Annotated in this window: 21 protein-coding genes; 15 read left to right on the top strand and 6 right to left on the bottom strand. The window is 39.3% G+C overall.

Going from position 1 to position 26,042, the window contains the following annotated elements; genetic code table 11:
- Window positions 1-93: 93 nt before the first annotated feature.
- The 6 genes from G8E00_RS03075 to G8E00_RS03100 all read left to right on the top strand — a co-directional run bounded on the left by G8E00_RS03075 (window position 94) and on the right by G8E00_RS03100 (window position 7,620).
- Complete coding sequence (locus G8E00_RS03075; protein WP_166221902.1) at window positions 94-1,020, top strand: LysR family transcriptional regulator; 927 nt, start codon at window positions 94-96, stop codon at window positions 1,018-1,020.
- 106 nt (window positions 1,021-1,126) lie between these two features.
- The gene (gene tcuA, locus G8E00_RS03080) at window positions 1,127-2,539 is read left to right on the top strand and encodes an FAD-dependent tricarballylate dehydrogenase TcuA (protein ID WP_166221904.1); all 1,413 of its coding nucleotides are present in this window, start codon (window positions 1,127-1,129) and stop codon (window positions 2,537-2,539) included.
- Window positions 2,540-3,676, top strand: coding sequence for a tricarballylate utilization 4Fe-4S protein TcuB (gene tcuB / locus G8E00_RS03085; RefSeq protein WP_166008461.1), 1,137 nt, complete (start codon window positions 2,540-2,542; stop codon window positions 3,674-3,676).
- A gap of 61 nt (window positions 3,677-3,737) precedes the next feature.
- Window positions 3,738-5,036 (top strand): MFS transporter, encoded by a 1,299-nt coding sequence (tcuC, locus tag G8E00_RS03090; protein WP_166008460.1) that lies wholly within the window; start codon window positions 3,738-3,740, stop codon window positions 5,034-5,036.
- Window positions 5,037-5,643: 607 nt separating this feature from the next.
- Window positions 5,644-6,981: an ammonium transporter gene (locus tag G8E00_RS03095; RefSeq protein ID WP_166221906.1), complete on the top strand. Its 1,338-nt coding sequence runs from the start codon at window positions 5,644-5,646 to the stop codon at window positions 6,979-6,981.
- A 9-nt stretch (window positions 6,982-6,990) separates the two neighbouring features.
- Window positions 6,991-7,620, top strand: a complete 630-nt coding sequence (locus G8E00_RS03100) for a hypothetical protein (RefSeq protein WP_166221908.1) — start codon at window positions 6,991-6,993, stop codon at window positions 7,618-7,620.
- Window positions 7,621-7,857: 237 nt separating this feature from the next.
- On the opposite strand, the gene rsfS is transcribed toward G8E00_RS03100, so the two are convergent.
- The 5 genes from rsfS to G8E00_RS03125 form a co-directional block, all read right to left on the bottom strand.
- Complete coding sequence (gene rsfS, locus G8E00_RS03105) at window positions 7,858-8,262, bottom strand: ribosome silencing factor (protein ID WP_166008457.1); 405 nt, start codon at window positions 8,260-8,262, stop codon at window positions 7,858-7,860.
- 99 nt (window positions 8,263-8,361) lie between these two features.
- Window positions 8,362-9,147 carry a hydroxypyruvate isomerase family protein gene (locus G8E00_RS03110; protein ID WP_166008456.1) on the bottom strand — a complete coding sequence of 262 codons (786 nt, stop codon included), beginning with the start codon at window positions 9,145-9,147 and terminating at the stop codon, window positions 8,362-8,364.
- Between the two features lie 47 nt (window positions 9,148-9,194).
- Window positions 9,195-10,061, bottom strand: a complete 867-nt coding sequence (locus tag G8E00_RS03115; protein WP_166008979.1) for an NAD(P)-dependent oxidoreductase — start codon at window positions 10,059-10,061, stop codon at window positions 9,195-9,197.
- Between the two features lie 86 nt (window positions 10,062-10,147).
- Window positions 10,148-10,936 carry a crotonase/enoyl-CoA hydratase family protein gene (locus G8E00_RS03120; protein WP_166008977.1) on the bottom strand — a complete coding sequence of 263 codons (789 nt, stop codon included), beginning with the start codon at window positions 10,934-10,936 and terminating at the stop codon, window positions 10,148-10,150.
- A gap of 251 nt (window positions 10,937-11,187) precedes the next feature.
- The gene (locus G8E00_RS03125; RefSeq protein ID WP_166221910.1) at window positions 11,188-13,983 is read right to left on the bottom strand and encodes a GacS-like sensor histidine kinase; all 2,796 of its coding nucleotides are present in this window, start codon (window positions 13,981-13,983) and stop codon (window positions 11,188-11,190) included.
- Window positions 13,984-14,135: 152 nt separating this feature from the next.
- Between G8E00_RS03125 and cysM the strand changes: the two genes are divergently transcribed.
- The 5 genes from cysM (at window position 14,136) to G8E00_RS03150 (ending at window position 21,730) form a co-directional block, all read left to right on the top strand.
- Complete coding sequence (cysM, locus tag G8E00_RS03130; protein WP_166221912.1) at window positions 14,136-15,050, top strand: cysteine synthase CysM; 915 nt, start codon at window positions 14,136-14,138, stop codon at window positions 15,048-15,050.
- 19 nt (window positions 15,051-15,069) lie between these two features.
- On the top strand, window positions 15,070-15,897 hold the full coding sequence (locus G8E00_RS03135; protein WP_166221914.1) for a 3'-5' exonuclease: 828 nt from the start codon (window positions 15,070-15,072) through the stop codon (window positions 15,895-15,897).
- A gap of 9 nt (window positions 15,898-15,906) precedes the next feature.
- Complete coding sequence (rlmD, locus tag G8E00_RS03140; RefSeq protein ID WP_166221916.1) at window positions 15,907-17,283, top strand: 23S rRNA (uracil(1939)-C(5))-methyltransferase RlmD; 1,377 nt, start codon at window positions 15,907-15,909, stop codon at window positions 17,281-17,283.
- A gap of 44 nt (window positions 17,284-17,327) precedes the next feature.
- Entirely contained in the window at window positions 17,328-19,634 is a 2,307-nt protein-coding gene (locus tag G8E00_RS03145; protein ID WP_166008451.1) for a RelA/SpoT family protein, read from the top strand.
- A 446-nt stretch (window positions 19,635-20,080) separates the two neighbouring features.
- A complete protein-coding gene (locus G8E00_RS03150; RefSeq protein ID WP_166221918.1) occupies window positions 20,081-21,730 on the top strand; it encodes a hypothetical protein in 1,650 nt (549 codons plus the stop codon).
- A gap of 32 nt (window positions 21,731-21,762) precedes the next feature.
- Here G8E00_RS03150 and G8E00_RS03155 read toward each other — a convergent pair whose 3' ends face one another.
- Window positions 21,763-22,542 (bottom strand): SDR family oxidoreductase, encoded by a 780-nt coding sequence (locus G8E00_RS03155; protein ID WP_166008449.1) that lies wholly within the window; start codon window positions 22,540-22,542, stop codon window positions 21,763-21,765.
- 120 nt (window positions 22,543-22,662) lie between these two features.
- Here G8E00_RS03155 and mazG point away from each other — a divergent pair, with 120 nt between their 5' ends.
- The 4 genes from mazG (at window position 22,663) to folK (ending at window position 26,029) form a co-directional block, all read left to right on the top strand.
- Window positions 22,663-23,481 carry a nucleoside triphosphate pyrophosphohydrolase gene (mazG, locus tag G8E00_RS03160; RefSeq protein ID WP_166221920.1) on the top strand — a complete coding sequence of 273 codons (819 nt, stop codon included), beginning with the start codon at window positions 22,663-22,665 and terminating at the stop codon, window positions 23,479-23,481.
- Entirely contained in the window at window positions 23,474-23,893 is a 420-nt protein-coding gene (locus G8E00_RS03165; RefSeq protein ID WP_166008447.1) for a ComEA family DNA-binding protein, read from the top strand. Before mazG ends, G8E00_RS03165 begins: the two co-directional genes overlap by 8 nt.
- Window positions 23,894-24,074: 181 nt before the next feature.
- Window positions 24,075-25,544, top strand: a complete 1,470-nt coding sequence (gene pcnB / locus G8E00_RS03170; protein WP_166008446.1) for a polynucleotide adenylyltransferase PcnB — start codon at window positions 24,075-24,077, stop codon at window positions 25,542-25,544.
- The gene (folK, locus tag G8E00_RS03175) at window positions 25,541-26,029 is read left to right on the top strand and encodes a 2-amino-4-hydroxy-6-hydroxymethyldihydropteridine diphosphokinase (protein WP_166221922.1); all 489 of its coding nucleotides are present in this window, start codon (window positions 25,541-25,543) and stop codon (window positions 26,027-26,029) included. Before pcnB ends, folK begins: the two co-directional genes overlap by 4 nt.
- The last annotated feature ends 13 nt before the right edge of the window (window positions 26,030-26,042 follow it).

Raw genomic sequence — 26,042 nt, forward strand, 5'->3', positions numbered from 1 at the left:
CCTTAGAGGCTAAAATGAGATTTCTTGTTTAAATCATTTAATGTTTAAATGCGCTTGAACAGTAGCCAATTCATAACACGGATGAATCAGCCAATGGAACTTAGACAACTACAATCATTTGTCACAATTGTGGAACAGGGGAGTATTGGTAAAGCTGCGCAAAAATTAGATGTGGGAACATCTGCATTGAGCCAACAAATTTCAAAATTAGAATCTGAGCTTTCGACACGGCTATTACAGCGTTCAGCATTGGGTGTTACACCTACGCCAGCAGGTTTGGCTTTTTTAAAACAAGCTCAATTGGTTTTACGTCATGCCAATCAAGCCGTTCAAGCGGCTCAATCTTCTCGACTCGTTGGTTATGTGAGTGTGGGATTTCCACCAAGTACAGCTTCAATTTTAGGTGTGCCTTTTCTAAAGGTAATGGCAGAGCGTTATCCGGATATTAAAGTTCATTTGGTTGAAAGCTTATCTGGAAATTTGGTGCAATTGATCAATTCAAGACAATTGGATGCAGCAATTATTTTCAGTCAAGATGTAGATAAGAATTGGTCTGTACAAGCATTGGCATCGGAGTCGATGTTCTTAATTGGGAGTGATGCATTTTTCAAAATACATGAACTGGAAGATTATCTAGCTACATCATCACTCCCTTTTCATGCTTTAAAAGATCTTCCTTTGGCCTTGCCAAGTAATAATCATGGATTAAGAAAATTAGTCCAACAGCAACATAATGAGCTACAAGTAACGTATGAAATCGATGGTTTAAGTTTATTGATGAATACCGTTGCACATCTAGATGTGGGTACGATTCAACCAGGTAGTGCTTTTATGAATTTGAGTCGACAGCATTTAAATTTTTTAAAGATAACAGCACCTTCCATCGATCGAACTAACTATCTGATTAGTTTGAATGAAGAGGAGCTTTCACCTGCTAGTTTGGCAGCTAAAAGCGTGATCCGCTCTTGTATGACCCAACTGATAGAACAACATGCTTGGCCGAGTGCAAAACTCATTTAATACTGAATAAGTATTTAAAAAAATTAAATACCCCATCATTTTTAGCCTCTCACTGATCTAAGCCTTTATCTCATACAGTTGCGACAAATTGTATGGGATCTATCACATGTACGATGTTGTTGTAATCGGCGGTGGCAATGCGGCATTGTGTGCTGCGATCACTGCACGTGAAGAAGGTGCAAGTGTTCTATTATTAGAAGCTGCCCCAAAGGAATGGCGTGGTGGAAATTCACAACATACGCGTAATTTACGTTGTATGCATAATCAACCGCAAGATGTCTTGATCGATGCTTATCCAGAAGAAGAATATTGGCAGGATCTGTTAAAAGTCACAGGTGGTAAGACCAATGAACATTTGGCGCGCCTTGTTATCCGCAGTACCGAAACCTGTCGTGAGTGGATGAAAAAACATGGCGTAAATTTTCAGCCACCCTTATCAGGTGCATTACACGTCGCACGCACAAATGCTTTTTTTATGGGTGGGGGAAAAGCGCTGGTGAATGCCTATTTTCGAAGTGCTCAGAACTTAGGTGTTGTCGTCAAATATGAAACTAAAATTAAAGAACTGGATTTAAAAGACGGAAAGTTTATTGCTGCCATTGGCGAAGATGGAACACGTTATGAAGGCAAATCTTGTGTCCTTGCAGCAGGTGGATTTGAATCTAATCGTGAATGGCTACGTGAAGCGTGGGGGCAGAACGAGTCAGGTGAATGGCCAGCAGATAATTTCATTATTCGTGGAACACGATTCAATCAGGGTAATCTACTTAAATTCATGTTGGATCAAGGCGTAGATGCCATTGGTGATCCATCGCAATCGCATTGTGTTGCAGTCGATGCTCGTGCCCCACTTTATGATGGTGGTATTTGTACCCGTATTGATTGCGTGTCATTGGGTATTGTTGTCAATAATCAAGCCAAACGATTTTACGATGAAGGCGAAGATTTTTGGCCAAAACGTTATGCCATTTGGGGGCGTTTAGTTGCCAAACAACCGCAACAAATTGGTTATTCCATCATTGATTCAAAATCCGTAGGCCGTTTCATGCCACCTGTTTTTGAAGGCGTGAAAGCCAATTCTATTCGTGAGCTTGCTGAAAAAATCAATCTCGATCCCGATCAATTTGAACAAACTGTACGTGAATTTAACCAAGCCTGTGTCAAAGGTGAGTTTAACCATACTGTTTTGGACAATTGCCATACCGAAAATTTGAGCCCTGCGAAAACGCATTGGGCTGTGCCTTTAGATACACCACCTTTTTATTCCTATGCCTTACGTCCTGGTATCACTTTTACCTATTTAGGTTTGAAAGTTGAAGATGATGCCGCTGTGCGTTTTAACAATATTCCAAGTCCGAATCTCTATGTTGCGGGGGAGATGATGGCTGGAAATGTATTGGGTCAGGGGTATACCGCAGGTGTGGGCATGTCAATAGGGACAACTTTCGGTCGTATTGCAGGTAAAAATGCTGCTCGTTCTGCTTTGAGTCAAAGTGCCTTAATTCAGGGGGCAATGTAAATGAATGCATCAACAAAAAATTTAATTCCAGTGGTTCAGTTAACTGCCAACGAAGAGCAAGTGAAACAGGCCTTACAGATTTGTAATGCATGTCGATACTGCGAAACCTTCTGTGCTGTATTTCCTGCTATGACGAAACGGTTGGAATTTAATCAAGCCGATATTCATTATATGGCGAATCTTTGCCACAACTGTGGCGCTTGTCTTCATGCTTGCCAATACGCACCGCCTCATGAATTTGGTGTCAATATCCCACAAGCAATGGCTCAAGTTCGCCTTGAAACTTATCAGAAGTTCGCTGTGCCAGAAAGCTTTGGCAAGTTATATCAAAAAGCGGGTATTACTTTAGTGAGTGCTTTAGTGATCACATTTATTTTTTTCATGCTGGCTGGAACCATTATTCAAGGTAATGATTTATTCGGCTTATATGAAGGAAATTTCTATGCGATTTTTCCACATAACTTTTTAGCGCTGCTGTTTGGTTCAGTTTTTGGTATCGCATTCATTCTTCTTGGTTTAGGCATTCGCAAATTTTGGAATCAAACTTCTGAAGTGGTTTTAGGTGGTGTTGAGCAACCTGACATTCTACAAGCTGCAAAAAATGTACTGACGCTTAAATATCTCGATGGTGGACATGGTAAAGGTTGTAATGAGGAAGATGACCGCTACACGCTTATTCGCCGTCGCTTCCATCATTTCACCATGTATGGCTTTTTACTTTGCTTTTTGGCGACCATTGTTGCGACGGGTTATCACTATTTCTTAAATCTTCATGCTCCTTATCCAATTTTTAGTTTACCAGTGATCCTTGGAACTTTAGGGGGAATTGGTTTAGTGATTGGTCCAGTGGGTTTGCTTTATCTCAACATTAAGCGTGATCCACAACATGGTGATGCAAAGCAAAAGCCAATGGATCGCGGTTTTATCTTCCTTCTTCTTTTAATCAGCATCACTGGCTTGGCGTTATTGGCATTCAGAGATAGCACGTTGATGGCGCTTCTACTGATTGCACATTTAGCCACAGTAATGACTTTTTTCTTAACGATTCCGTTTGGAAAATTTGCGCATGGATTCTATCGCAGCGCGGCTTTACTGAAATTCGCTGTCGAAGAGCGCCGAAGTAAAAAAGCGAAATAACGATTTTAAAACAACTCAAACCATGTATTTGCACTTGATCTGATGACCAGGGAGGTTCTATATGACTGTACAAAATACAAAAAGTGGTACATTTAGAAAGATTCTAAATGTGACCAGTGGTAACTTTCTAGAGCAATACGATTTTTTCTTATTCGGATTTTATGCCACGTATATCGCAGCTAAATTTTTCCATTCGGATAATGAATATGTCTCTTTGATGATGACATTTACAGTCTTTGCTGCTGGTTTTCTCATGCGTCCATTGGGTGCAATTTTTCTCGGTGCTTATGTCGATAAAGTCGGTCGTCGCAAAGGTTTAATTGTGACCCTCAGCTTGATGGCATTAGGGACTATCCTCATTACCTTTGTACCAGGTTATGATCAAATCGGGATTATTGCCCCGATATTGGTGGTCATTGGTCGCTTACTACAGGGTTTCTCAGCAGGTGTCGAAATGGGCGGTGTTTCCATCTATCTTGCAGAAATTTCTACAGATAAGAACCGTGGTTTTATCACCAGTTTCCAGTCTGGAAGTCAGCAGATTGCTGTTGTTTTTGCAGCCTTGCTTGGTTATTCGATTAATTTAATGCTCACACCTGAACAATTGGGTGATTGGGGATGGCGTATTCCATTCGTCGTCGGATGTTTAATTATTCCTCTGATTTTTATTTTGCGTCGTACATTGGAAGAAACAGAAGCATTCAAAGCACAAAAGACGCATCCTACTGGGAAAGAAATTTTCCAAACTATGGTGGCAAATTGGAGAATCGTAATTGCAGGCATGCTGATGAGTGCAATGACGACAACGACATTTTATTTCATCACTGTTTATACGCCAATTTATGCAAAGCGTGAGTTGCATCTTTCCACAACAGATAGTTTGTTGGCCGCAGTTGTAGTCGGTCTATCTAATTTCTTGTGGTTACCTGTCGGTGGTTGGGTTTCAGATCGTATTGGTCGCCGTCCTGTCTTGGTTGGCGTGACGATTCTAGCGATCTTTACTGCTTTTCCAACGCTGAATTGGTTGGTGAATAACATTACCTTCTCAAACCTAATTATTGTGCTTTTGTATTTCTCATTTTTCTTTGGGATGTATAACGGCAGTATGGTAGCAACTTTGGCAGAATCTATGCCACCACGTGTGCGTACTGTGGGTTTCTCTTTAGCATTCAGTTTAGCAACAGCAATTTTTGGTGGCATAACACCAATGATGAGTACGTTCTTAATTGAAAGAACAGGCAATGCCAGTACGCCTGCATTGTGGTTGATGTTTGCAGCAACATGTAGCTTATTGGCAAGTTTATATATCTGTAAGAACATACCTAAAAAGAAGGTGGTTTATGCAGAATCTCAAGCTTAAATTTGATTTACGTTAAACCACCTACGGGTGGTTTTTTGTTATTAAGTTCTGATATTAAATAATACTGGAAATTATACATAAATGAATCTGGTACTTATTTGATAATCTATGGGCGTGTCCAGGCGAAAATAATTTATAGAATTGGCTCTCTACTCTTAGCTCTTTGATTAATTAGTGATTTTTAATATAAAAATTAAACATTTATCTGCTGAAGGTTGAGTGAAGTATTATTTCAAAAATGCCGATTTTGAGTTGAAAATAATGGGATTAAATAATCTCTTAATAGAAAATAAATGGTGCATAAAGAGCAATATGAGCTGAAAAGTGCCATATAAAGTAGCATGGAAAGATATAACAAATGATTATATCTTTGTAAACTTTGAATTGGGTGCAGGTTCTAGTAATGCAAGGAAAAATAATGGTTTTTTACTGTTTGAATCCTATATTTTTCTTTTATAAATAAATAAGATGTGAATATCTAATGGATATTCTTAAAAAGCATTAATACGATTTGCTGTAAATGATCTGATAAGTATCAAAAGAACCCATTGATTAGATAAATTATGGCATTAATTTTGCTATTTTTCATGTAAATCTAGGGGGTTATATGAAAAAAATAATAGCATTAATTGTGTTTTTAATAATGATGACTTCGCCGTCATGGGCAGCTCAAACGATTGAATCTACGGCTAAAAATATTCAAGAGATCAGAATCTCACTCGATAGTGTTTGGGTGATTTTAGGCGGAATATTGGTCTTCTTTATGCAGGCAGGATTTGCATTGGTCGAAAGTGGGTCGGTACGTTCTAAAAATACCGTGAATGTCCTGATGAAAAACTATATGGATGCTTGCTTGGGTGGTTTGATCTTTTGGCTGGTGGGTTTTGGTCTGATGTTTGGGGTAAATAGCACCGGTTGGTTTGGTATGAGTCATTTTATACCAGATGATTTAGATGACTGGCACTGGAATATTTTGTTTTTCCAAATGATGTTTGCTGCAACAGCGACCACCATTGCGAGTGGGGCGATGGCAGAGCGCATTAATTTCATCGCTTATGTGGTCAGTGCTGGTGTGGTCAGCGGTCTGATTTATCCAATCTTTGGTAGTTGGGCATGGGGGAGTCTATTTGGTGGTGATGGCTGGTTAAAAGCATTGGGCTTTATCGACTTTGCAGGTTCTACAGTCGTGCATTCAATCGGAGGATGGGTGGCATTGGCTGGGATTCTTGTGCTTGGACCACGTATCGGACGTTTTGGTCGCGATGGGAAAAGCCATTATTTACCAGGTCACAACTTGCCGCTTATTGCATTGGGTGGTTTTATTTTATGGTTGGCTTGGTTTGGCTTTAATGCAGGCTCCACCATCAATGCGGGTGTGAGTATTGGTCGTATCGCTTTAAATACGCATCTTGCTGCTTGTGCCGCTGCGGTTACCTACATGGCATTGGCTATTTTGACATCGAAAGCCATTTTATTAAAAACCACCATTAATGCCTCTTTAGGTGGACTTGTTGGAATTACAGCAGGCTGTGCTTCAATGTCACCGTTATATGCAGTCTTCACAGGAATGGTGGCAGGCGTGATTGTGACCTATATGCCATTGATTATGGAAAAACTTAAAATCGATGATGTGGTAGATGCAGTGACCGTTCATGGATTTTGTGGCGCTTGGGGCACATTAGCAGCAGGTATTTTCTTAGAATCCAATATGTTTAATTCTGGGGTCATTTATATTCAAGCCATCGGAGTGGGTGCTGGATTTGTATGGGGATTCGGTGTCGCATTTATTGTGTTTAAAGTTTTAGATTTGATATTGGGTGGTTTACGTGTCAGCCCACAGCACGAACAACGTGGTTTAGATTATACCGAGCATGCTGAATTGTCATATCCAGAATTCCAACATGATATTACCTTTGAAAAAGATGACATCACAAAGCGTCATTAAGGAGTTTTTATGTCAAATGAAGTACTGACGCTTGTACAAAAAAGGCAAGCCATTGAACAAGGTTTAAGGCCATTTTTAGATCATTCTATTTTAGGGAGTGTTCTTGAATATTGGGAAAATAAGTATGGGAATTTACCATCATTTGTTTTAAATCGATTTATTCATGAGATATGTGATGCCTATGAATTAAAAGATTATCGTAAGGATATGCTTAAAAAAGTCCTGAATGAGCTTTCATTGATTGAGCGGCAAGTGATTTTAGATGTCAATACAGAGTCGTTGCCCGCCTCAAATCAGCAAGAGCTTGAAAAGACGGATTCATCTCATATCACGATTGCATTTATATATTTTGTGGAACAGGTTATTCAATCTGTAAATGCACCTGATTTGACGGACTTTTATGCTGAAGTGAACAAAAAGCTCAGTGAATTGGGTTTTAAAATCGATCTACAAAAACAAGCGATTTTATTAAGAGATACACAGTTTTTTCCAGTAGAGCGCTATGCCCAAATCATTACTGTGTTGTACGAGCAATATTGTGTGTTTTATGGACCATATAAAGCGGATCATCTTTATGCTCGAATGAAGGAGCATATTAAAAATCAGTATCCAAAAGTAGATTTACACTTGTTGGTGTAAATTTGTGAAATGAAAGATGAAGAGTGGATCGCCTTCAGCTTAAGATTCATTGTTTGACTTTAATGAGATCAAAAATGTTCGATTTATAAGTATGTTTAAGTCGATGAAATACTGAAATTGGATGACATGATATCGTCTGATTTCAAAAAAGAACGCTTTTACTTTTAAATAAAGTTAAAATTTCACCATAAAAAAGCGACCAATTTTGGTCGCTTTTTTATTTAGGTTTAGATTTGATTAAGCTACAGATTCGCTTGATTCTGTACGCCATAAACTTTCTAAATCATAAAATTTACGTGCGGTTGGCAACATCAAGTGAACAACAACGATATCAAGATCGACAAGGATCCATTCAGCGTCACTTTCACCTTCCATACCGATTGGACGGAAACCTGCTTTACGTGCTTCTTCAGCAACGTTATTGGCAATTGCTTTAACATGACGAGTAGATGTACCAGAAGCAATAACGATTGCATCGGCAACATTACTAATAGAAGTCACGTCAATAGATGTAATATCTTTTGCTTTAACATCTAGTAACGCTTCTTGTACAACTTTAAGGCAAGCTTGTACATCTAGATTTTTTGAATTCAATGAGAGTTCGTGAGAATTAGAAGCGCCGGGCGATGGTTCTAAATTCATGAGAAGTGGATTTTCCTAACAATAACTCATCTTTCAGTATAGATCTTTTGTGGTTAAAATTCAAATAACGCTGGCAAAATCCCATAATTTTGTACGGAATTATTCTGCTGAAAAATATTTGAGTTTCCAAGCAAAAGATTGATTTGATTGATTTGATGGTTTGTATTCAGCAGCAATATAACCTGTGTAATCACTGTGAATTAAATAATCAAAAATGGCCTGAAAATCGATTTTAGCTGTATCTGGTTGATGTCTATTTGGAAAATCCGCAAACTGAATATGACCAATATCAGCAATATTCTCTTTGAGTGCTTCTAGTACATTTTCCCCCATCATCGCCATATGGTAGCAATCAAACTGCATTTTTAAAGCGGGATGTTGTACGGCTTCAAGCATTTCTTGAGCTTGGGCAATATTTTGCACCAAAAATCTTGGCATGTCTGTGCCATTAATCATTTCAAAAACGGGCTGAATATCATGCGCTGAACATTGATATGCGGCATATTTTAGGTTATTTGCAAGGGTATTTAAGCAGGGGAGAAGATCTGCATCTAAAGGCTGTTTACCTGCCAAGATATTTACACTGGGTACATTTAAGGCAGTCGCATATTGAAGTGCTAGGTCTACCGCTTGTTTGAATTCAATTTCTAGTCCAGGAATACCTGCTAAGCCATTCCCACCTTGCATGAGGTCACCAGCAGGCACATTGATCAGACATAGACTAAGTTGATGTTGTTCGAGTTGCTGTTGAATCTGCTGAATACTGAGTTCATATGGGAATTGAATTTCAATATGAGAAAATCCCTGCTCACGTGCCAATGCAAATCGCTCAATGAGTGGCACTTCGGTGAAGATCATCGAGATATTTACAGCCAGCTTAGTCATAATTACATCCTTGAGTCTTGAGGTGTGTCTTTTATTTTAGATACTTTTTATTGCTCAACCTGACGAATAACTGTTGCTAGATCAGATTCAGCATAGCCTTTATTTTGATGCGTTTCGAGCTGTGAAAGGGCTTTTTTTGCAACAGGAATATCTAGATCAAATTGTTCAGCCAACTTTACTGCATTGTTTAAATCTTTCGATAAGGTTTTGACTTTCCATTGTACAGGCTCGAATTCATGCGTCGCCATTCGAGGGGTCAAAATTTGAAAAGGTTTTGAATCTGCAAAACCACCTTCTAGAGCGGGTGCTAATAATCGTGTATCTACACCTGCTTGACCTGCCAATGCTACAGCTTCAGCAATCAGTGTGCTGTTTGCAGCCACAATCAGTTGATTACAAATTTTGGTGGCTTGCCCAGTTCCAGTATTACCCATACGTGTTACACGTTGAGATAGCACAGCATAAATTGGCAACAAAGCGTCAATAACTTCAGCATTACCACCTGCAAAAATCACCAAAGTGCCAAGTTCCGCACCTGCGGTACCACCAGAAACAGGGGAATCAATCCAAGTGACTTGATGTTGTGCCGACTTTTCCGCAAGTTGTTTGGTTTTATCCACAGATAGGCTGGAGAAATCCACAATAGTCTGTTCAGGACACAAATAAGTTTCAATTTGATCAAAAACAGACTGAACAGCAGCATCATCTGCAAGGCAGGTCATAATGATAGGATACTGCCCAATGTCACTCAGTTGAATTGACTGTGCACCTAGATCAACCAGAGGCTGACACGCCGATGCAGTTCTATTCCATACACCAACTTCAAAACCTGCATTTAACAGACGTGTAGTCATGCGACTACCCATGAGTCCCATACCTAAAAAAGCGATTTTGGTGTTTTGATTTACTTGCATAGCCAAGATTTAACTCATGTTTGGTTTTGTTCTATAAGGATTTTTTGAGCGAGAGGATGCATTTGACCCTCTCGCTTAAGATCAGATTATTTATATTGACGTGGTAAAAATTCGATTTCAGGGTTTTTATCTTTCTTACGTGCCAATTGACTGTTTTTACCTAAGAGTAATTTTAATTGCCAAATTTTCTCTAATCGCAATGATCTTTTAGGTTGATGTTCCATTGCGTCTAAAACCTGTTTGACTGCTGCCAAAGCATCTGGAGAGCGTTGACGCATTTCTTCAGCAATTTCTAAGGCTTTTTCTAATGGCGAGCTATTTAAATGGGTCACTAAACCAATATCTTTGGCATATTGACCATCAAAAATACGGGCAGTTAAAGACAGTTCTTTGGCAAGGTCAACACCAATAATACCTTTGATTGAACGGGTCAACCCCATATCTGGCACAAGCCCCCAACGGCTTTCCATAATTGACATCTTTGTGTCTGGATGTGCAATTCGAATATCCGCTGCCAAAGCGAGTTGCATCCCTGCGCCAAAGCAGAAGCCTTCGATCGCTGCAATCACTGGAACAGGCAGTTCTTGCCAAATGAGAAATGCTTTTTGAAAAAGACTTTGACCGGGTTTAATTAATTCCCATGCTGCATAGGCACGATTCTTTGGATTATTTAAGTCAGCAAGATCAATACCTGCACTAAAGACATTGGCTTCACCCGTTAAAATCACGCAACGAACACTTCGATCTTTAGCAATCTTTTTTGCTGTAGAAACCAGTTCTTTGAGTAAGTCAAAACTCATTGCATTACGTTTGTCTGGACGATTTAAATACACCGTCACGATGCCATTATTTTTTTCTATACGTAGCAAGGCCATATCTTCCACTTTTTTTAGATATCCATTTCCATTTAGAATAGCATGTGTACACAATGCTTTCATGACAGCATAGTCATAGAAATGCAAGTCATAGAAAAACATAGTCATAGAAAAATGTCACTCAGACCAAAAGCTGATATGCACATTGAATCTGAACAGATTGGCATTAAAAGCTTCAAAGCAATGACTGAGCAATTTTCCATGAGCTTTGGTAGATACGTACAGAAATGATGCTATTCAAAAAACAGAATCTAATTGAATATCTGTTTGGCAGCCAGTTCTACTTCATGAATCACAATTTTCAGTTGTTCTAATCGTTGTAAAGTTTCTTGAATAAATTGATCGTCCGCTTTGCGTCGCTCTTTTCTTAAAATTGATAGAAAATGTTCAAATTCACCTGTAGCTTGTTGTAATTTTGGTGTGCCGACATAACGGGTCGCACCATATAAACGATGTAGGACATGTTCAAGCTGCGGGAAATCTTCCATTTCAATGAGCTGTTCGATTTCACTGAGTTCAGTTGGGAAACTATCTACCAACATTTTCAATAAATCTTGGGCTAGGTCTTCTTTGTTGGCTGCCAACTGAACACATTGTTTCCAATCTAAAATTGAACTGTCCAAGCTTTCAATACGAGACACTTTTTCCTGTGTGGTGACGGGGCTGATAAATTGATTGCTACTCCAATGCGTCAAAATATGGATAATCTGTTCCATTTGAATGGGTTTAGTCACATAGTCATCCATACCAACTTTGAGTAACTTTTCTTTTTCATCTGCGAGTGCATGAGCAGTTAGGGCAATAATTGGCATCCGCATATTGTCGACAGTCGATTCTAGAGAACGAATTGCCCGCGTAGTATCAATACCTGACATCACAGGCATTTGAATATCCATAAAGATGAGGTCGAAAGGCTCTAAACCTTGTTGAATACGATCTTGAATAATGTGAAGTGCTTCTTGACCACTTTGTGCCTTAGTAGTCTTGACATTAATTTCGCCAAGTAACGCTTCAAGCACAATTAAATTCGGCAAATGATCATCTACCGCCAATACATGTAAATTGAGCGCTTTAAAATCATCATGCTGTTCGGCTTCAAAAATAGGCTGGTTTTCAAGAAGCTGGATTAAAGCAGTACGACTTAAAGGTTGATATAAAGGTCGTGCTTTATATTCATTGAGCATATTTAAATCTAAAGTCATTTGATAGCCATACACCGCCAAATGACCTTCATAACGTCCACGAATTTCTCTGAGTAAGGCTTCAGTGTCACCACTATGATCAACAATGACCCAGCTCTGCTCGCTATTGAGCTTTAAGGCATTTAAACGACTGAACAAATCCAAAATAGACTGACATTCGGTATGTCGAACCCCATAGTTCTCAAGATAATGTCGTAAAACATTGGCTGTTGCAGGATGGGCTAAGTAAGACACCACGTGCATATTTTCAAATTGAGGTTGAGTAAATTCTTCATCTTCAACCTTAAACATTGCGGTGAACCAGAAGGTCGAACCTTTTTCAGTAGGCGCTCTTTCTTGGTTGTCTTCAAAGCCAATTTGACCATGCATGAGACTGACCAATTGTTTTGAAATGGCAAGGCCTAAGCCTGTACCGCCAAATTGACGAGTCACCGAAGCATCACCTTGCGAGAAGGATTCAAATAAGCGTTTACGATCTGTACCACTTAAACCGATACCACTGTCCTGAACACTAAAATGAAGCAGGCATTGTCCAATATCATCGTGCTCCATACGAGCACGAACAATAATTTCACCATCTGGGGTAAATTTAATCGCGTTTGAAATGAGGTTGGTCAGTACTTGTTTGAAGCGTAGCGCATCGCCAACGACATGTTTTGGAACGGTATCGGCAAAATAAAACGCCATGTCAATGTGTTTTTGCGCAGCCAGTGGTGACAGCATATCCATCACATCAAAAATCGCTTCTTCTAAATCGAAAGGTGCGGTTTCAAGTTCTAGCTTACCAGCATCAATTTTAGAGAAATCCAAAACGTCATTAATCAGTGCCAATAAGTGCGCAGAAGACTTACGAATGGTTTGCAGATAGAGTCTTTGATCATTGCTTAAATTGTCTTGGCGTAAAAGCAGATGAATAAAACCATCAATACTATTCAGCGGTGTTCTGAGTTCATGACTGATATTGGCTAAAAACACAGACTTGGCTTGGTTGGATGAAATCGCTTGGTCACGTGCTTGTTTGTAGGTGATGTTTTGGACTTCTAAAGTATCCAAAGTACGGCGTAAATCATCTTCGGTTTGTTCAGTATGTTCTTTAAGTTCTAAAAAGCTAAAATGTAGACGTTTGACTACATTGGCAATATCACGCTGAAGTAAACGTAATTCACCTGTACTGTTAATCACCATGTGTTGATCGAGCGTGTCGGCATTTAAACGCTGTAGTTGCATCCGAATTTCATACATGGGTGCAATCCAACGACGCGAATAGAAATTTAGACACAGCAATAAAAGCAGGAGCGTTAACAATCCTGTGGTAATCAACACAATGAAAACACGATATTGTGAAATGGCTAAGGGTTGATTATCTAGCTGGATGACCAACCAACGTTTTTGACCCTTATGAGACTGTAGTGCAATACCGTAAATGCTATTGGTTTTATTTGGAATTGGACCGAAAGCTAAAGTTTTTAAAGGCAAAACAGGCCATTTTGACTCGCTTTGATAACCTAAACTAATGAGGTGGCGCTGCTGTTCATCCAGAATTTTGACAGCAACTAAATTTTTTTCATTGAAAACGTTTTGCAAAATACTTCTGGCACGATCTTTTTCATTGGGCGATGTATCAAGTAGTCGGACCAAATCTTCAGCAGTATTTTTATAACGGCTTAAAATCGCATTGGCTGCAAACTTTTGTTCAGACTTTGCAGAGTTCGAAGTTTCAATCAAAACCAATACTGAACCAACGGCAGCCAAAATGGTGATTGGTACAAAAATCAAGGCAATAAGTTGCCCATAAGCATGATTTAGTTTTAAACGCTTGAATAGATTGTTGTTGAAATTCGACATGTATTTAGCGACTTATTCCTCATGAACAGGATATTAGCATGGTTTATAAAAAATGAATGCGCTTTAATCACATTCGATAAAATGCCGTTGAAATAGATGCAGTACCCCGCTTTTTTTCATACAATAGCTCCACCTCGATATCGGTGCATATAATGAGTAACACACAACCTGATTTCTTAGCTGAGGATTTTTTGTTAGACCATTACGTGGGTAAAACCCCGTTGGTTCGATTACAACGTCTTGCAAATCACACTCAAGCAACTGTATTAGCGAAGTTGGAAGGGAACAATCCAGCAGGTTCTGTGAAAGATCGCCCTGCGTATAACATGATTATGCAAGCTGAAAAGCGTGGTGAAATTAAGCCTGGTGATACCCTGATTGAAGCAACCAGCGGTAATACAGGGATTGCACTCGCTATGGTTGCAGCCATGCGTGGCTATAAGATGAAGCTGATTATGCCAGCCAATTCTAGTCAAGAGCGTAAAGATGCCATGGGTGCTTATGGTGCTGAACTGATCGAAGCCAATAATATGGAAGAAGCGCGTGACATGGCACTACAAATGCAAAAAGATGGCGTAGGTCTGGTCTTAAATCAATTTGGTAATCCTGATAATGTAGAAGCACATTACCTCACCACAGGTCCAGAAATTTGGGAACAAACAGGCGGTAAAATTACTCATTTCGTCAGCTCAATGGGCACAACGGGCACGATTATGGGAATTTCAAAGTATTTAAAAGAACAAAATCCAGACATTCAAATTGTGGGCTTGCAACCGTCTGAAGGTTCAAATATTGCAGGTATTCGTCGTTGGCCGAAAGAATATTTGCCAACCATCTTTGATCCATCTCGTGTTGACCGTATTATGGATATTCCACAGATTGAAGCGGAACGCACGGCACGCCAATTGGCACGCCAAGAAGGAATCAGTGCGGGAACTTCTTCAGGTGGGGCAGTATGGGCTTCAGTTAAAATTGCTGAAGAAAATCCAGATGCTGTGATTGTGTGTATTGTCTGCGATCGTGGTGATCGTTATCTGTCTACTGGATTATTTTCAGTAGAAGATTAATTCTAATAAGAGTCTATGTATGCGTCTTCCTGTTTTAGTGTTCGATATCGAAACCTTAACCGATCTTAAATCAGGGGCGCATTTATATGGCTTAGATTTACCTGAACCCGATCTTGATCAAGCGTTGACTAAACTCCGCCGTCAGGAGTCAGGAACGGATTTTCAGCGTCTGCCTTTACATGAAATAGTCTGTATTTCAGGTTTATGGATTGATGAAAAAGGCACAATGAAACTCTTTTCATTTAGCCAAGAGCAATATTCAGAAGCTGAGATTCTACAAAAATTCTTATCTATTTTTGATAAGCGAAATCCAACACTGGTCAGTTGGAACGGATCACAGTTTGATTTACCTGTGATTTTGTATAGAGCCATGTATCATGGTCTGTCTGCGCCAAGTTTGTTCGATCAAGGCGAAATTGATACGCAAAAGCGTTATAATAACTACCAGAATCGTTATCACCATCGTCATATAGATTTAATGGACTGGATGGCGATGTTTAATGGTCGCAATTTCCAAAAACTAGACGATATCGCGCATTTGCTGGGTTACCCTGGTAAACGAGGCAAAGCAGGTTACTTAATTCCTGAATATGTGCGTAATCAGCAATGGTTAGAAATGACCAGCTATTGTGAAGCCGATGTGTTAAATACTTGGCTGGTTTATTTACGATTCTTACTGTTAAAAGGGCAAATTTTGCCTGAGGATCATCGTTTATGGATTCAAGCCACGATTCATTATTTACAAGGTCAACCACAGCAAACTGAGTTTTTGCAAGTTTGGCAAACATGCTGCAAACACACTGATTTTACGTCTTCGGATTTTTCACAACCCCCTCAACAACATTAGGTTAGTTCATTGAAACATAGAGCATCATCTCGTCCATCTCAGCTTCCACGATCTATTTTTAAAGTTGAGAGACTTTCACATGAAGGGCGAGGGATAGCTCACTATTCAGCCGATCAAGGGCATCCTGCCGATAAAGCTGGTAAAAAAGTCTTTATTCGATATGCTTTGCCTGGTGAAACAGTTGAAGCGCAGATCACGCATCAAGCTAAAAAATTAGAAGAAGCAGATTGTATTGAATTGCTAGGTGATCCCAACCCGCATCGTATTACCCCAGTATGTCCGCATTTTGGTATTTGTGGTGGCTGCAATATGCAACATATTCAGCCAGATGAACAAATACGCTTAAAGCAAGATGTTTTAAAATCACATCTGGAACATTTCGCAGGGATTCAGCCAGAACAATGGCTCGCACCCTTACGTTCAACACGTGAAGATTATCGTCATAAAGCACGTATTGGGGTTCGTTATCTGCCGAATAAAGATAAGTTGCTGATGGGTTTTCGTGAAGCACAAAGCAATCGTTTAACTGAAATTACCACCTGTAAAATTTTGGATACTGACCTTGATCAAGCTTTACCAGAGCTTCGTCGATGCTTGGAAAGTCTTAAAGCTAAGTCAGACATTGGACATATCGAGCTGGCCAAAGGGGATCAAGAGGTTGCGCTTTTAGTACGACATGTCAACAAACTGAAGCATAATGATGTCAACCTATTGAAAGATTTTACGTTAAGTAGAGGGTGGCAGTTGTATTTACAACCTTCGAATGCTGACAGTCTTCATCGCGTGGATGATACAGATGCACCTATGCGATTGCACTATCGTTTAGATGAGTTTGATGTGGAGTTTGGTTTTAAACCGACAGATTTTACTCAAGTGAATCCGACAGTGAACCCTCAGATGGTCAAGCTGGCATGTGAATTGCTTAATCTAGCCCAAGGAGAAAGGGTTCTTGACCTATTTTGTGGTCTTGGAAACTTCTCACTTCCTCTTGCCCGAGAAGTTGGGCGTCATGGTCAGGTAATTGCGGTTGAAGGTAGCGAAGACATGGTGAAGCGCGGTACAGAAAATGCACTGAAAAACAGCATCGCCAATGTTAGTTTTCACGTGCAAGATTTGACGAAAGATTTTTCGCAACATTCTTGGGCAAATGAGGGTTTTGATGCACTATTAATAGACCCTCCTCGTGCTGGTGCGGAAGAAGTGATGCATTATGTGCCTAATTTTGGTGCTAAAAAAATTGTTTATGTATCCTGTAATCCTGCTACATTAGCAAGAGACGCCGGAATATTAGTTAAAAACGGATATCAATTAAAAAAAGCAGGTGTCATGGACATGTTTACCCATACGGGACATGTCGAATCAATTGCCTTATTTGAAAAAATTTAGAGATAGACGTTTTAAAATGAAGAGTAGATTCAAAGGAGAATGGTATGGTCACAGTTCGTGAACAGTTGCCTGGACGACTCACTGAGTTATCTGAGGAAACGACTGTAGAGCATGCCGCTGAAGCGCAACAAGGATTAGCCACTTGGCTAGAGCGTGCTCGTTCTATTTTAGACGGTATTGAGCTTAAACAATTAGAAGAAGTGGCGCAGTTCGTATTACAAAAAGAGCTGACCACGACCATCAACCATAAAACCAATGCCTTTGCCACTGGCTTAGGTATGGCCGATATTCTTGCGCATTTACATGTAGATGAAGACACTTTGTCAGCAGCTATGCTGTATCGTAGTGTGCGTGAAGGATTTACCACTTTAGATGAGATTAAGACACGCTTTGGTGAAAGCGTATACAATCTGGTCAAAGGCACGTTGGCGATGGGTAAATTGTCCGAGCTGATTGAAAAGAACAAACGCCTAGAAGATCACTTTAATAACAATCAACGTGAGCATTTAACAGGCATTTATAAAATGCTGATTTCGGTGACGGAAGATGTTCGTGTTGTTTTAGTCAAGCTGGCAGAACGTACTTACTCTCTGCGTGAATTGGCGCAGTCATCTCGCGAACGTCAAGAGCGTGTCGCACGAGAAATATTAACCATTTATTCACCATTGGCACATCGTTTAGGCATTGCGCAACTCAAATGGGAGCTTGAAGATCTGGCTTTCCGTTATCTTGCACCTGAACGTTATAAAGAAATTGCTTCTTTACTCAATGAAAAGCGTCTTGAACGTGAACAATATATTCAATTTGTGGTGGATAAGCTCAAGCATGAATTGGGACAGCAAGGAATAGAGGCTGAAATTTCAGGTCGTGTAAAACACATTTATTCGATTTATCGAAAAATGAAAAGCAAGAACTTAAGCTTTGATCAGCTTTATGATATTCGTGCTGTACGTGTGTTGGTCAAGGATGTTTCTGAGTGCTATCACTCATTGGGCATTGTGCATCAAATTTGGCGTCATATTCCACATCAGTTTGATGATTATATTACCAACCCGAAAGCCAATGGTTACCGTTCATTGCATACCGCAGTGATTGCGGAAAATAAATCGCTTGAGATTCAAATCCGTACTCATGAGATGCATGAAGAGGCTGAACTCGGCGTATGTTCGCACTTTAACTATAAAGAAGGCAGTAAAGCGACCGATTTTTCATTTAATCATCGTTTGCATTCATTACGTGTTGTCTTGGAACATTATCAAGAACGTAATGAAAATAGCGGTCATCCAAATGAAGATGAGACTGAAGGTTTTGAACAGCTTCAAGATTTTGAAGATTTCGAAAAAATCTATGTATTCAGTCGTGATGGCGATATCAAAGAATTGCCACGAAATTCTACAGTTTTAGATTTTGCATATCATGTACATACCGAAGTGGGTAACAAGTGCTATGCAGCGCGTGTCAATCAACGCTATGTCCCGCTAACTTATACGCTAAAAACAGGTGAACAAGTTGAGATTTTAACCAAGAAAGACCGTGAGCCAAATCGTGATTGGTTGGTGAACTCTCTGGGTTATATCAAGACTGCTCGTGCGCGAGATAAGCTTCGTCATTGGTTTAGACAACAAGATCGTAGTAAGAATTTGGAAGTGGGGCGTGAGCTCTTGACCAAAGAATTATCTCGATTGGCGATTCATCCTAAAAGTATTGATCTTAATGATTACTGTGCACATTTTAATGTGAAAACAGGGGATGATATTTTGGTGGCATTGGTGAGCGGAGATATCAGTCTTCATTCATTGATTAATCAAGTCAATCGTCATATGCATCTCGATCAGGATGAGCCTGAATTGGTGCTCAAGCCTGCATTAAACCCACGTGCTAGTCATACTTTGTCGGCACATGGTATTTTAATTGATGGTTTAGACAATGTGGAATTACACATTGCGCAGTGCTGTCAGCCAGTGCATGGTGAATCTATTGCAGGATACATTACCTTAAATCGTGGTGTGAGTATTCATAAAGTGGCTTGTGCTGATTACATGCGCATGATTAAGCAAGAGCCTGAACGTGCTGTAGAAGCCGATTGGGAAATGCAACCGACACGTGGTCAAAGTGTGCAGATTGTGGTGGAAGCATATGACCGTCGTGGTTTGCTCAAAGATCTCACGCAAGTGATTTTTTCAGATCAAATTAATATTCGTCAGGTCAATACCATCTCGGAAGCTGATGGTATTGCCAACATGAAACTGCTGATTGAAGTTAAAGGTTTGGCGCAGTTGTCTCGGCTTTTAGCTCGATTGGAGCAACAACCTGGCATCATTAGCGCAAGACGATTGGTACAAGGCAATTAGCATTTAAAAATCCCAAAAAGAGAGTGATTGTTCACTCTCTTTTTTTTGTTATTAAAAAATAATTAATAGAGAGTTAAAATAATTATAACATTGTTTTTATTGTGTTTTTTTGTTAACTTTAAGATGAAAAGTGCTTGTTTATTTGTTGGGAAATTATATTTTCCAATACTTTTTTTTGTTTTTAAAAAATTGTATGGGTGATGTGTATGTATAAAGTTTTGGGATATTTATAAAATTTCTAAAGCCCAATGCATGAGTGAGCACAATGACATAGTTTTGCTATCTGGCAATTCCAAAAATGATTTTAAACATGTCAAAGCAAACACTGGAATTCAAAAAATTATTTTCACAGCACAATGGTTTTATAGCGAATTTGATTAAAAACATAGGGTGCTTTTTTTGAGATGGCGTAAAAAGTACTGCGGCTTGAGCTGTCTGGGGGGAATATGCATATTCAGAAGAAATTTTTATGTCTGGTCATCGCACTCTATTCGCTGAAAACAGCACATGCTGAAATTCAAATTTTCCCTGCACGGGAAATTATCAGCATGAATCAAGCATGTCGTTCTAATTTAAAAGAATATAAGATGAATGATGCCTCTGTGGTATGTGATTTTAAGCAAGCCATTTCATTCGATGAAACCCAAAAAAAAGTAGAAGAAGTTTTTAGAACATATTTAAAACAAGCATTTATACAACATCGAATTGTCGATTCAGAAAATGAAATAGACAATGCACCGACGTATGTCGCCGATTTGGAAGTCATTCGGGCAGATGAACTGATTTCTAGGAAAAATAAAGAAGTAGAAATTACTTTACCTTTAACTTTAAGCCTAAAACTCACAGATGCATCGAATGGTGAAGTTGTTTATCGAAATAGAGCAGCTCAAACAAATAAAATTGTGGTTGATGCCGAAGCTTTAAACAGCTTAGAAACCAAAAAGTTGATTCAACAAACATTTCAAACCAGCTTTCTGAAGTTAACGAAAAGTTTGACGGATATTTCACGACCACAATTGAATTACCAGAAAATAGAAACAAGCAAGATTGGTCAGTGGAAATCATTTGTGATTCTTGACCGAGGTTTAGAGGGAGGAATAGGAACTGAAGATGAGCTCAGAGGCAGTCAAGGGGACATGATTCGAGTGGTACACTCAACTCCTCAATATGCAGTCGCAATTCCTCTAACTAGAGATTTGAAATCTACATCTTTTTTGAAAACTTCAATGAAGAAAGAAAACTCGGGTCATAAAATTAAAGTGCCTATTGTAGATGTGCTCACATATCAAGGAGAGTCTGCAGATCTTGTTGAGCAGTATTTTAATGATGGGTTAACCGATCAAGCCAGTTTTACTGTTCCAAAATACAACAAGCAACTGAATTCAACTCGATTAGTCGCAAAAAATGTATCTCTTGTTTCGAAGCCATATACTCAAATGGACGAATTTACACCTTACTCTATTCGATTAACATTGATGCCATTCAACGATTATGAGCAAGAAGGGGGGATGTTTTTTAAAAAATCTCAACGTGTTATGCACTTGGAAGTATTGGCTGAGATGCTTCATCATTCTGGGCAAGTGATTTACTCTAGCAATGCGGCGATCAAATATGGCAACAGTATGAATAGTCATCATTCAGCTCATAGAAATGAGATTAGAGTGGTGAAGTTAAATAACTCAGATGATGTGAAAGATGAATTGCTTCAATTGGCTCTGAGCAAATTGGGGAAAGACTTTAAAGATCATGTAAATTTTAAGGAAATTGACTTAGCGGTTTTAGCTTCAAGTCCAAGAAATATCATGATACCAAGTGCGGGTCGCCACTTGGCCAAAGGTATGAAAATTAAAGTATTCAGAACTGAAAAAATCAATGATCTGGATGTGATGTTACCCATTTGGAATGCAACTGTTGTTGAGCATAATTCACAGTTCACCATTGCCCGTCTCGATCAATCCTTAGTTCTTGGTGAAGTCATTCCGACTCGACCTGGAGATCATGTGCGCTTTCAAAGTCCTTTGCGAGATAGCATATCTTCAGTTCAAGTCATAGACAAAGCGCAATTGAATCGATTGAAGTCGCTGTTTAAACAGTAAAAAATGCCTGAATTGACAGGCACACCTATCAACTAGTTTTTTCTTCGACTTAAAAATAGATTGCTCACTCGGTTAATAAATTGAGGACTGAGTTTTGAGAGCTGAAACATTGCATTGGCTTTAAAGCCAACTGGTCGATGTGTTGGGGTGAGGAAATTATTTTTTGCCTGTACGCATTTTAATATTTCAAATGCAACATTCTGCGGTGTAAGTTGTACACCCATGTTTTGAATGGTGCCTGCATCCATATCTTTGACCATAGCAGTTTGAACGAATAGAGGCATCACATCGAGTACACGAATTCCATGTTTTTGCCATTCAATATCTAACCCTTCAGTAATACCACGTACTGCAAATTTACTTGCCGAATAAGACACTAAGTCAGCTTGTCCATAAATAGCAGAAGCAGAAGATAAGTTAATCACACGTGCAAAAGAGGCTTGTTTTAAATAGGGAAAAGCAGCATGACATCCGTTCAGAACGCCATTCACATTAATGTTGATGGTACGATGATGTGACTGAATATCAGTATTTTCAAAATAACCTGAGTACAAGATACCTGCATTATTGACCAATATATTGATTTCCCCAGCAAAGTTTGCAAAATCTTCTAATGCTTTTTCCCATTGACGATAACTAGTCACATCTAAAGTGCCACCACGGGCATTTGAGCCCAACTGAAGTGCCAGCGCTTTGGCTTGTTTCACGTTAATATCATAGATGCCGACTTTATATCCATGTTGATAAAATAATCGTGCAACTGCTTCACCAATCCCTTGTGCTGCGCCACTAATAAAAATACTCTTCGTCATTACAAATCCTTGTGTGTTATTCATTTTTGAATTGTTTATATGTTGAGCAGTTCATCATACATTGGACATGGGTTTCAAGTCGTCATTCGGTTTTGTGCAGATTTTAAGAGGAATATTTTCATGCAAAAGTTATTAAATATCATGCAAGAATTAAGAGAAAAATGTCCCTGGGATCAGCAGCAAACTCCTGAGTCATTAACTCGATTTGCCATTGAAGAAGCCTATGAGGTTGAAGCAGCAGTCAGAGCTGGAGATACTGATCATGTCAAAGAAGAACTTGGAGATTTATTGCTACAAGTGGTCTTTCAAGCGCAAATGTATAGCGAACAAGGTGCATTCGATTTTCAAGATGTGGTCGATAGTATTTCTGAAAAATTGATTCGTCGTCATCCTCATGTTTTCGAATCTGAGAAATTTAAAGAACTAGATGTCGATCAGGTGTCAGAACTATGGAAAGATATTAAAACCAAAGAAAAAATTGGAAAACAGAGATCACGATTGGATGATGTAAAACATGGACCAGCACTGATTCAGGCCGAAGAGATTCAAAAAAATGTCGCAAAAGTAGGATTTGATTTTGAATCTGTTCAAGATGCGTATCAGAAATTAGAAGAAGAGTTAAATGAGTTCAATGAAGCGATGCTTCATCAAAATTCCGATGAAATGCAGGATGAATTTGGTGATTGTTTATTTTCATTAATCAATGTTGGACGTAAACTTGGTCTTTCAAGTGAGATGGCATTGCTCAGCACCATCCACAAATTTAAAACACGGTTTGCTTTTATTGAAGATCAAGCAGTACTGCAAAATAAATCCATAGAAAATATGAGTTTGCAGGAAATGGATCAACTTTGGGATCAAGCGAAGTGTTATTTAAAACAACAATCTAAACTTCATTCATTAGAAATAAAAAACAATCGTCAGGTTAAACATGAATAACTTAATTTTAAAATGCTCTCTCTATAGCGTTGTTGGCTTATTTTTAAGTCTCTCGATCCCATCGCATGCCGAAAAATTTGATCAAGCTTATTTAAAGTGGAAAGCTGAACAAGCTGCTCAAGATCAAAAGCTGAAAATGAATGATCCAAATCATTACTTATCTCGACCGACTGTGCAGAGTAAAAATACCAGTACATCAGCGTCTAATGCATCACTTTCAGGTAAAATTCGTTTAAATTCAGCGAGTGTGTCCGAGCTTCAACAACTCAGTGGGGTAGGGCTCAAGAAAGCGCAAGACATTATTGAATACCGTCAACAAAATGGAAATTTCAAATCGGTTGAAGATTTACAGAACGTCAAAGGCATTGGACCGAAGTTGGTTGAAAAGAACAAAGATCGTTTGAGCTTGTAAATCATCATATAAATTGAAATGGTTGCGTTGCAAAAGACCATGCTTTGATTTCGTTTTTTCTTGTAGAAAATATGAAAAAAATAGACTGAAGATTAATATAATCAAATTGCCCTTTGATTGTGTTAGAGCTATGATTAGCATAATTATGATTTTTACGTCTTGACGTAGGAGACAGCGTCTTTTGCAAACTTTGCGCGCGTCAAAGTGTGGATTATCCACCACTCAATTACCTTCTTCCATTTTAGATGTTATTGATTCATTAAATAAAGCTGGCTATGAGGCTTATATAGTTGGCGGTGGTGTGCGTGACTTAATGCTTGGGTTGACCCCAAAGGATTTCGACGCCGTTACCAATGCAACTCCATCACAAATAAAAGAAGTATTTGGTCGCCGTTGTCGTATTATCGGACGACGCTTCGAGCTTGCTCATGTCTATTCTGGCAGAGAGTTAATTGAGGTCGCTACATTTAGAGCACCACCCAAAAAAGCAGTCACTTCTGCTGCAGGTATGATTCTGCGTGATAATAATTGGGGCACCATCGAACAAGATTTTGCACGTCGAGATTTCTCGATTAATGCGATGTACTATCAACCTCGTAAAGGCATTGTCTTAGATTTTTGTAATGCTGTAGATGATATTAAGACCAAGACATTGCGTCTATTAGGCGATCCACAGCTTCGTTTTGAAGAAGATCCTGTACGGATGCTGCGAACTTTACGTTTTGCAGCCAAGCTGAATTTCAACATTGCGCCTGAAATTTTAGAAGTGTTTTCTGCTGAATTGACGATGCTATTACGTGATGTTTCACCACATCGTTTATACGACGAATCACAAAAATTGTTTACCATGGGGCATCTGCAACGTGTGATGCCAATGTTGATTGAATTTGGTATCTGGAAACAGCTTTTTGCAGAAATTCCACCGCAGATTTCAGATTTTATCGAGCGTGCTGCAAGTAATACAGATCAGCGCATACAAATAGGTAAGACCATCAATCCTGCATTTTTCTATGCAGTTTTGTTGTGGAAACCATTTTTAGAGCGTTGTGAGTTTTATGCAGCTAAAGGCATGGTTGCTGCTGAAGCTCGTGCTCAAGCAGGTTTGGATGTATTAAAACGCCAAGCAACACGTACCATTATTCCGCGTTTTGCTGAAACATTTATCCGTGAAGTTTGGGAAATGCAAACGCGTTTGCTCAATCCAAAACCGCAACAGATTGAAGCATTGTCTGGACATGCACGTTTCCGTGCAGGTTTTGACTTTATGTTGTTGCGTGAAAAATCAGGTGATGAAACGACACAAGGCATGGGGACATGGTGGGAAACTTACCAGAACATGTCTTTGGATGAAAGAGAGCGTGCCATTGGTCAATATAACCGCCAACGCAACAAGAGTCGTCGTAAAACTGCGTCAGTAGAAGAGCCAGCTGAAACTCAAAGCTCTGCTCGTATTGAACCTTTGGTTAAAGAGTCTGAGTCTCGTAGCCGACGTTCACGAAGCAAGCCAAACAATACTGGTTTTGAAGCACGTAAAGTCGCAAGTATTGAGAGTCAGACAGCTTCTGGTGACATCCATGCAGATCATCCAATATTGAAACGTAAACGTGTTCAACGTGATTTGAAAAAAGTGGTTTTTGGTCCAACACAATGAGCACAGTGACGTATATTGGATTGGGAAGCAATTTGGGCGACTCAAAGCAACTTTTAGCTGATGCTGTTCAACAGCTTAAACAATTTGGTGCAGTAAAAGTATCAAAGCTGTATCGAAGTCCGCCTATGGGACCTCAAGATCAGCCGTATTATTTTAATGCTGTCGCTCAGTTGGTCACAGCTTTAGCTCCACTTGCATTATTGGATGAATTACAAAAAATAGAAAATGAATCGGGTCGAGTACGTTTGCGCCATTGGGGCGAACGTACTTTGGATCTCGATTTGATTTTATATGGAGAGGAAAACATTCAAAATGAACGTCTCACTGTACCGCATGTCGGTATGATGGAGCGAGATTTTGTATTAGTGCCTTTGTTGGATTTAGATGCTTCATTACAAGTAAATGGTCAGCAAATCAAAGATTCTGACGTACTCAAGCACACGACATTGACTGTGCTCGCAGATGAATCTTGGGTCAATATTTAATTTAAGCATGTTC

Source organism: Acinetobacter shaoyimingii, assembly GCF_011578045.1.
GTDB classification, from domain to species: Bacteria; Pseudomonadota; Gammaproteobacteria; order Pseudomonadales; family Moraxellaceae; genus Acinetobacter; species Acinetobacter shaoyimingii.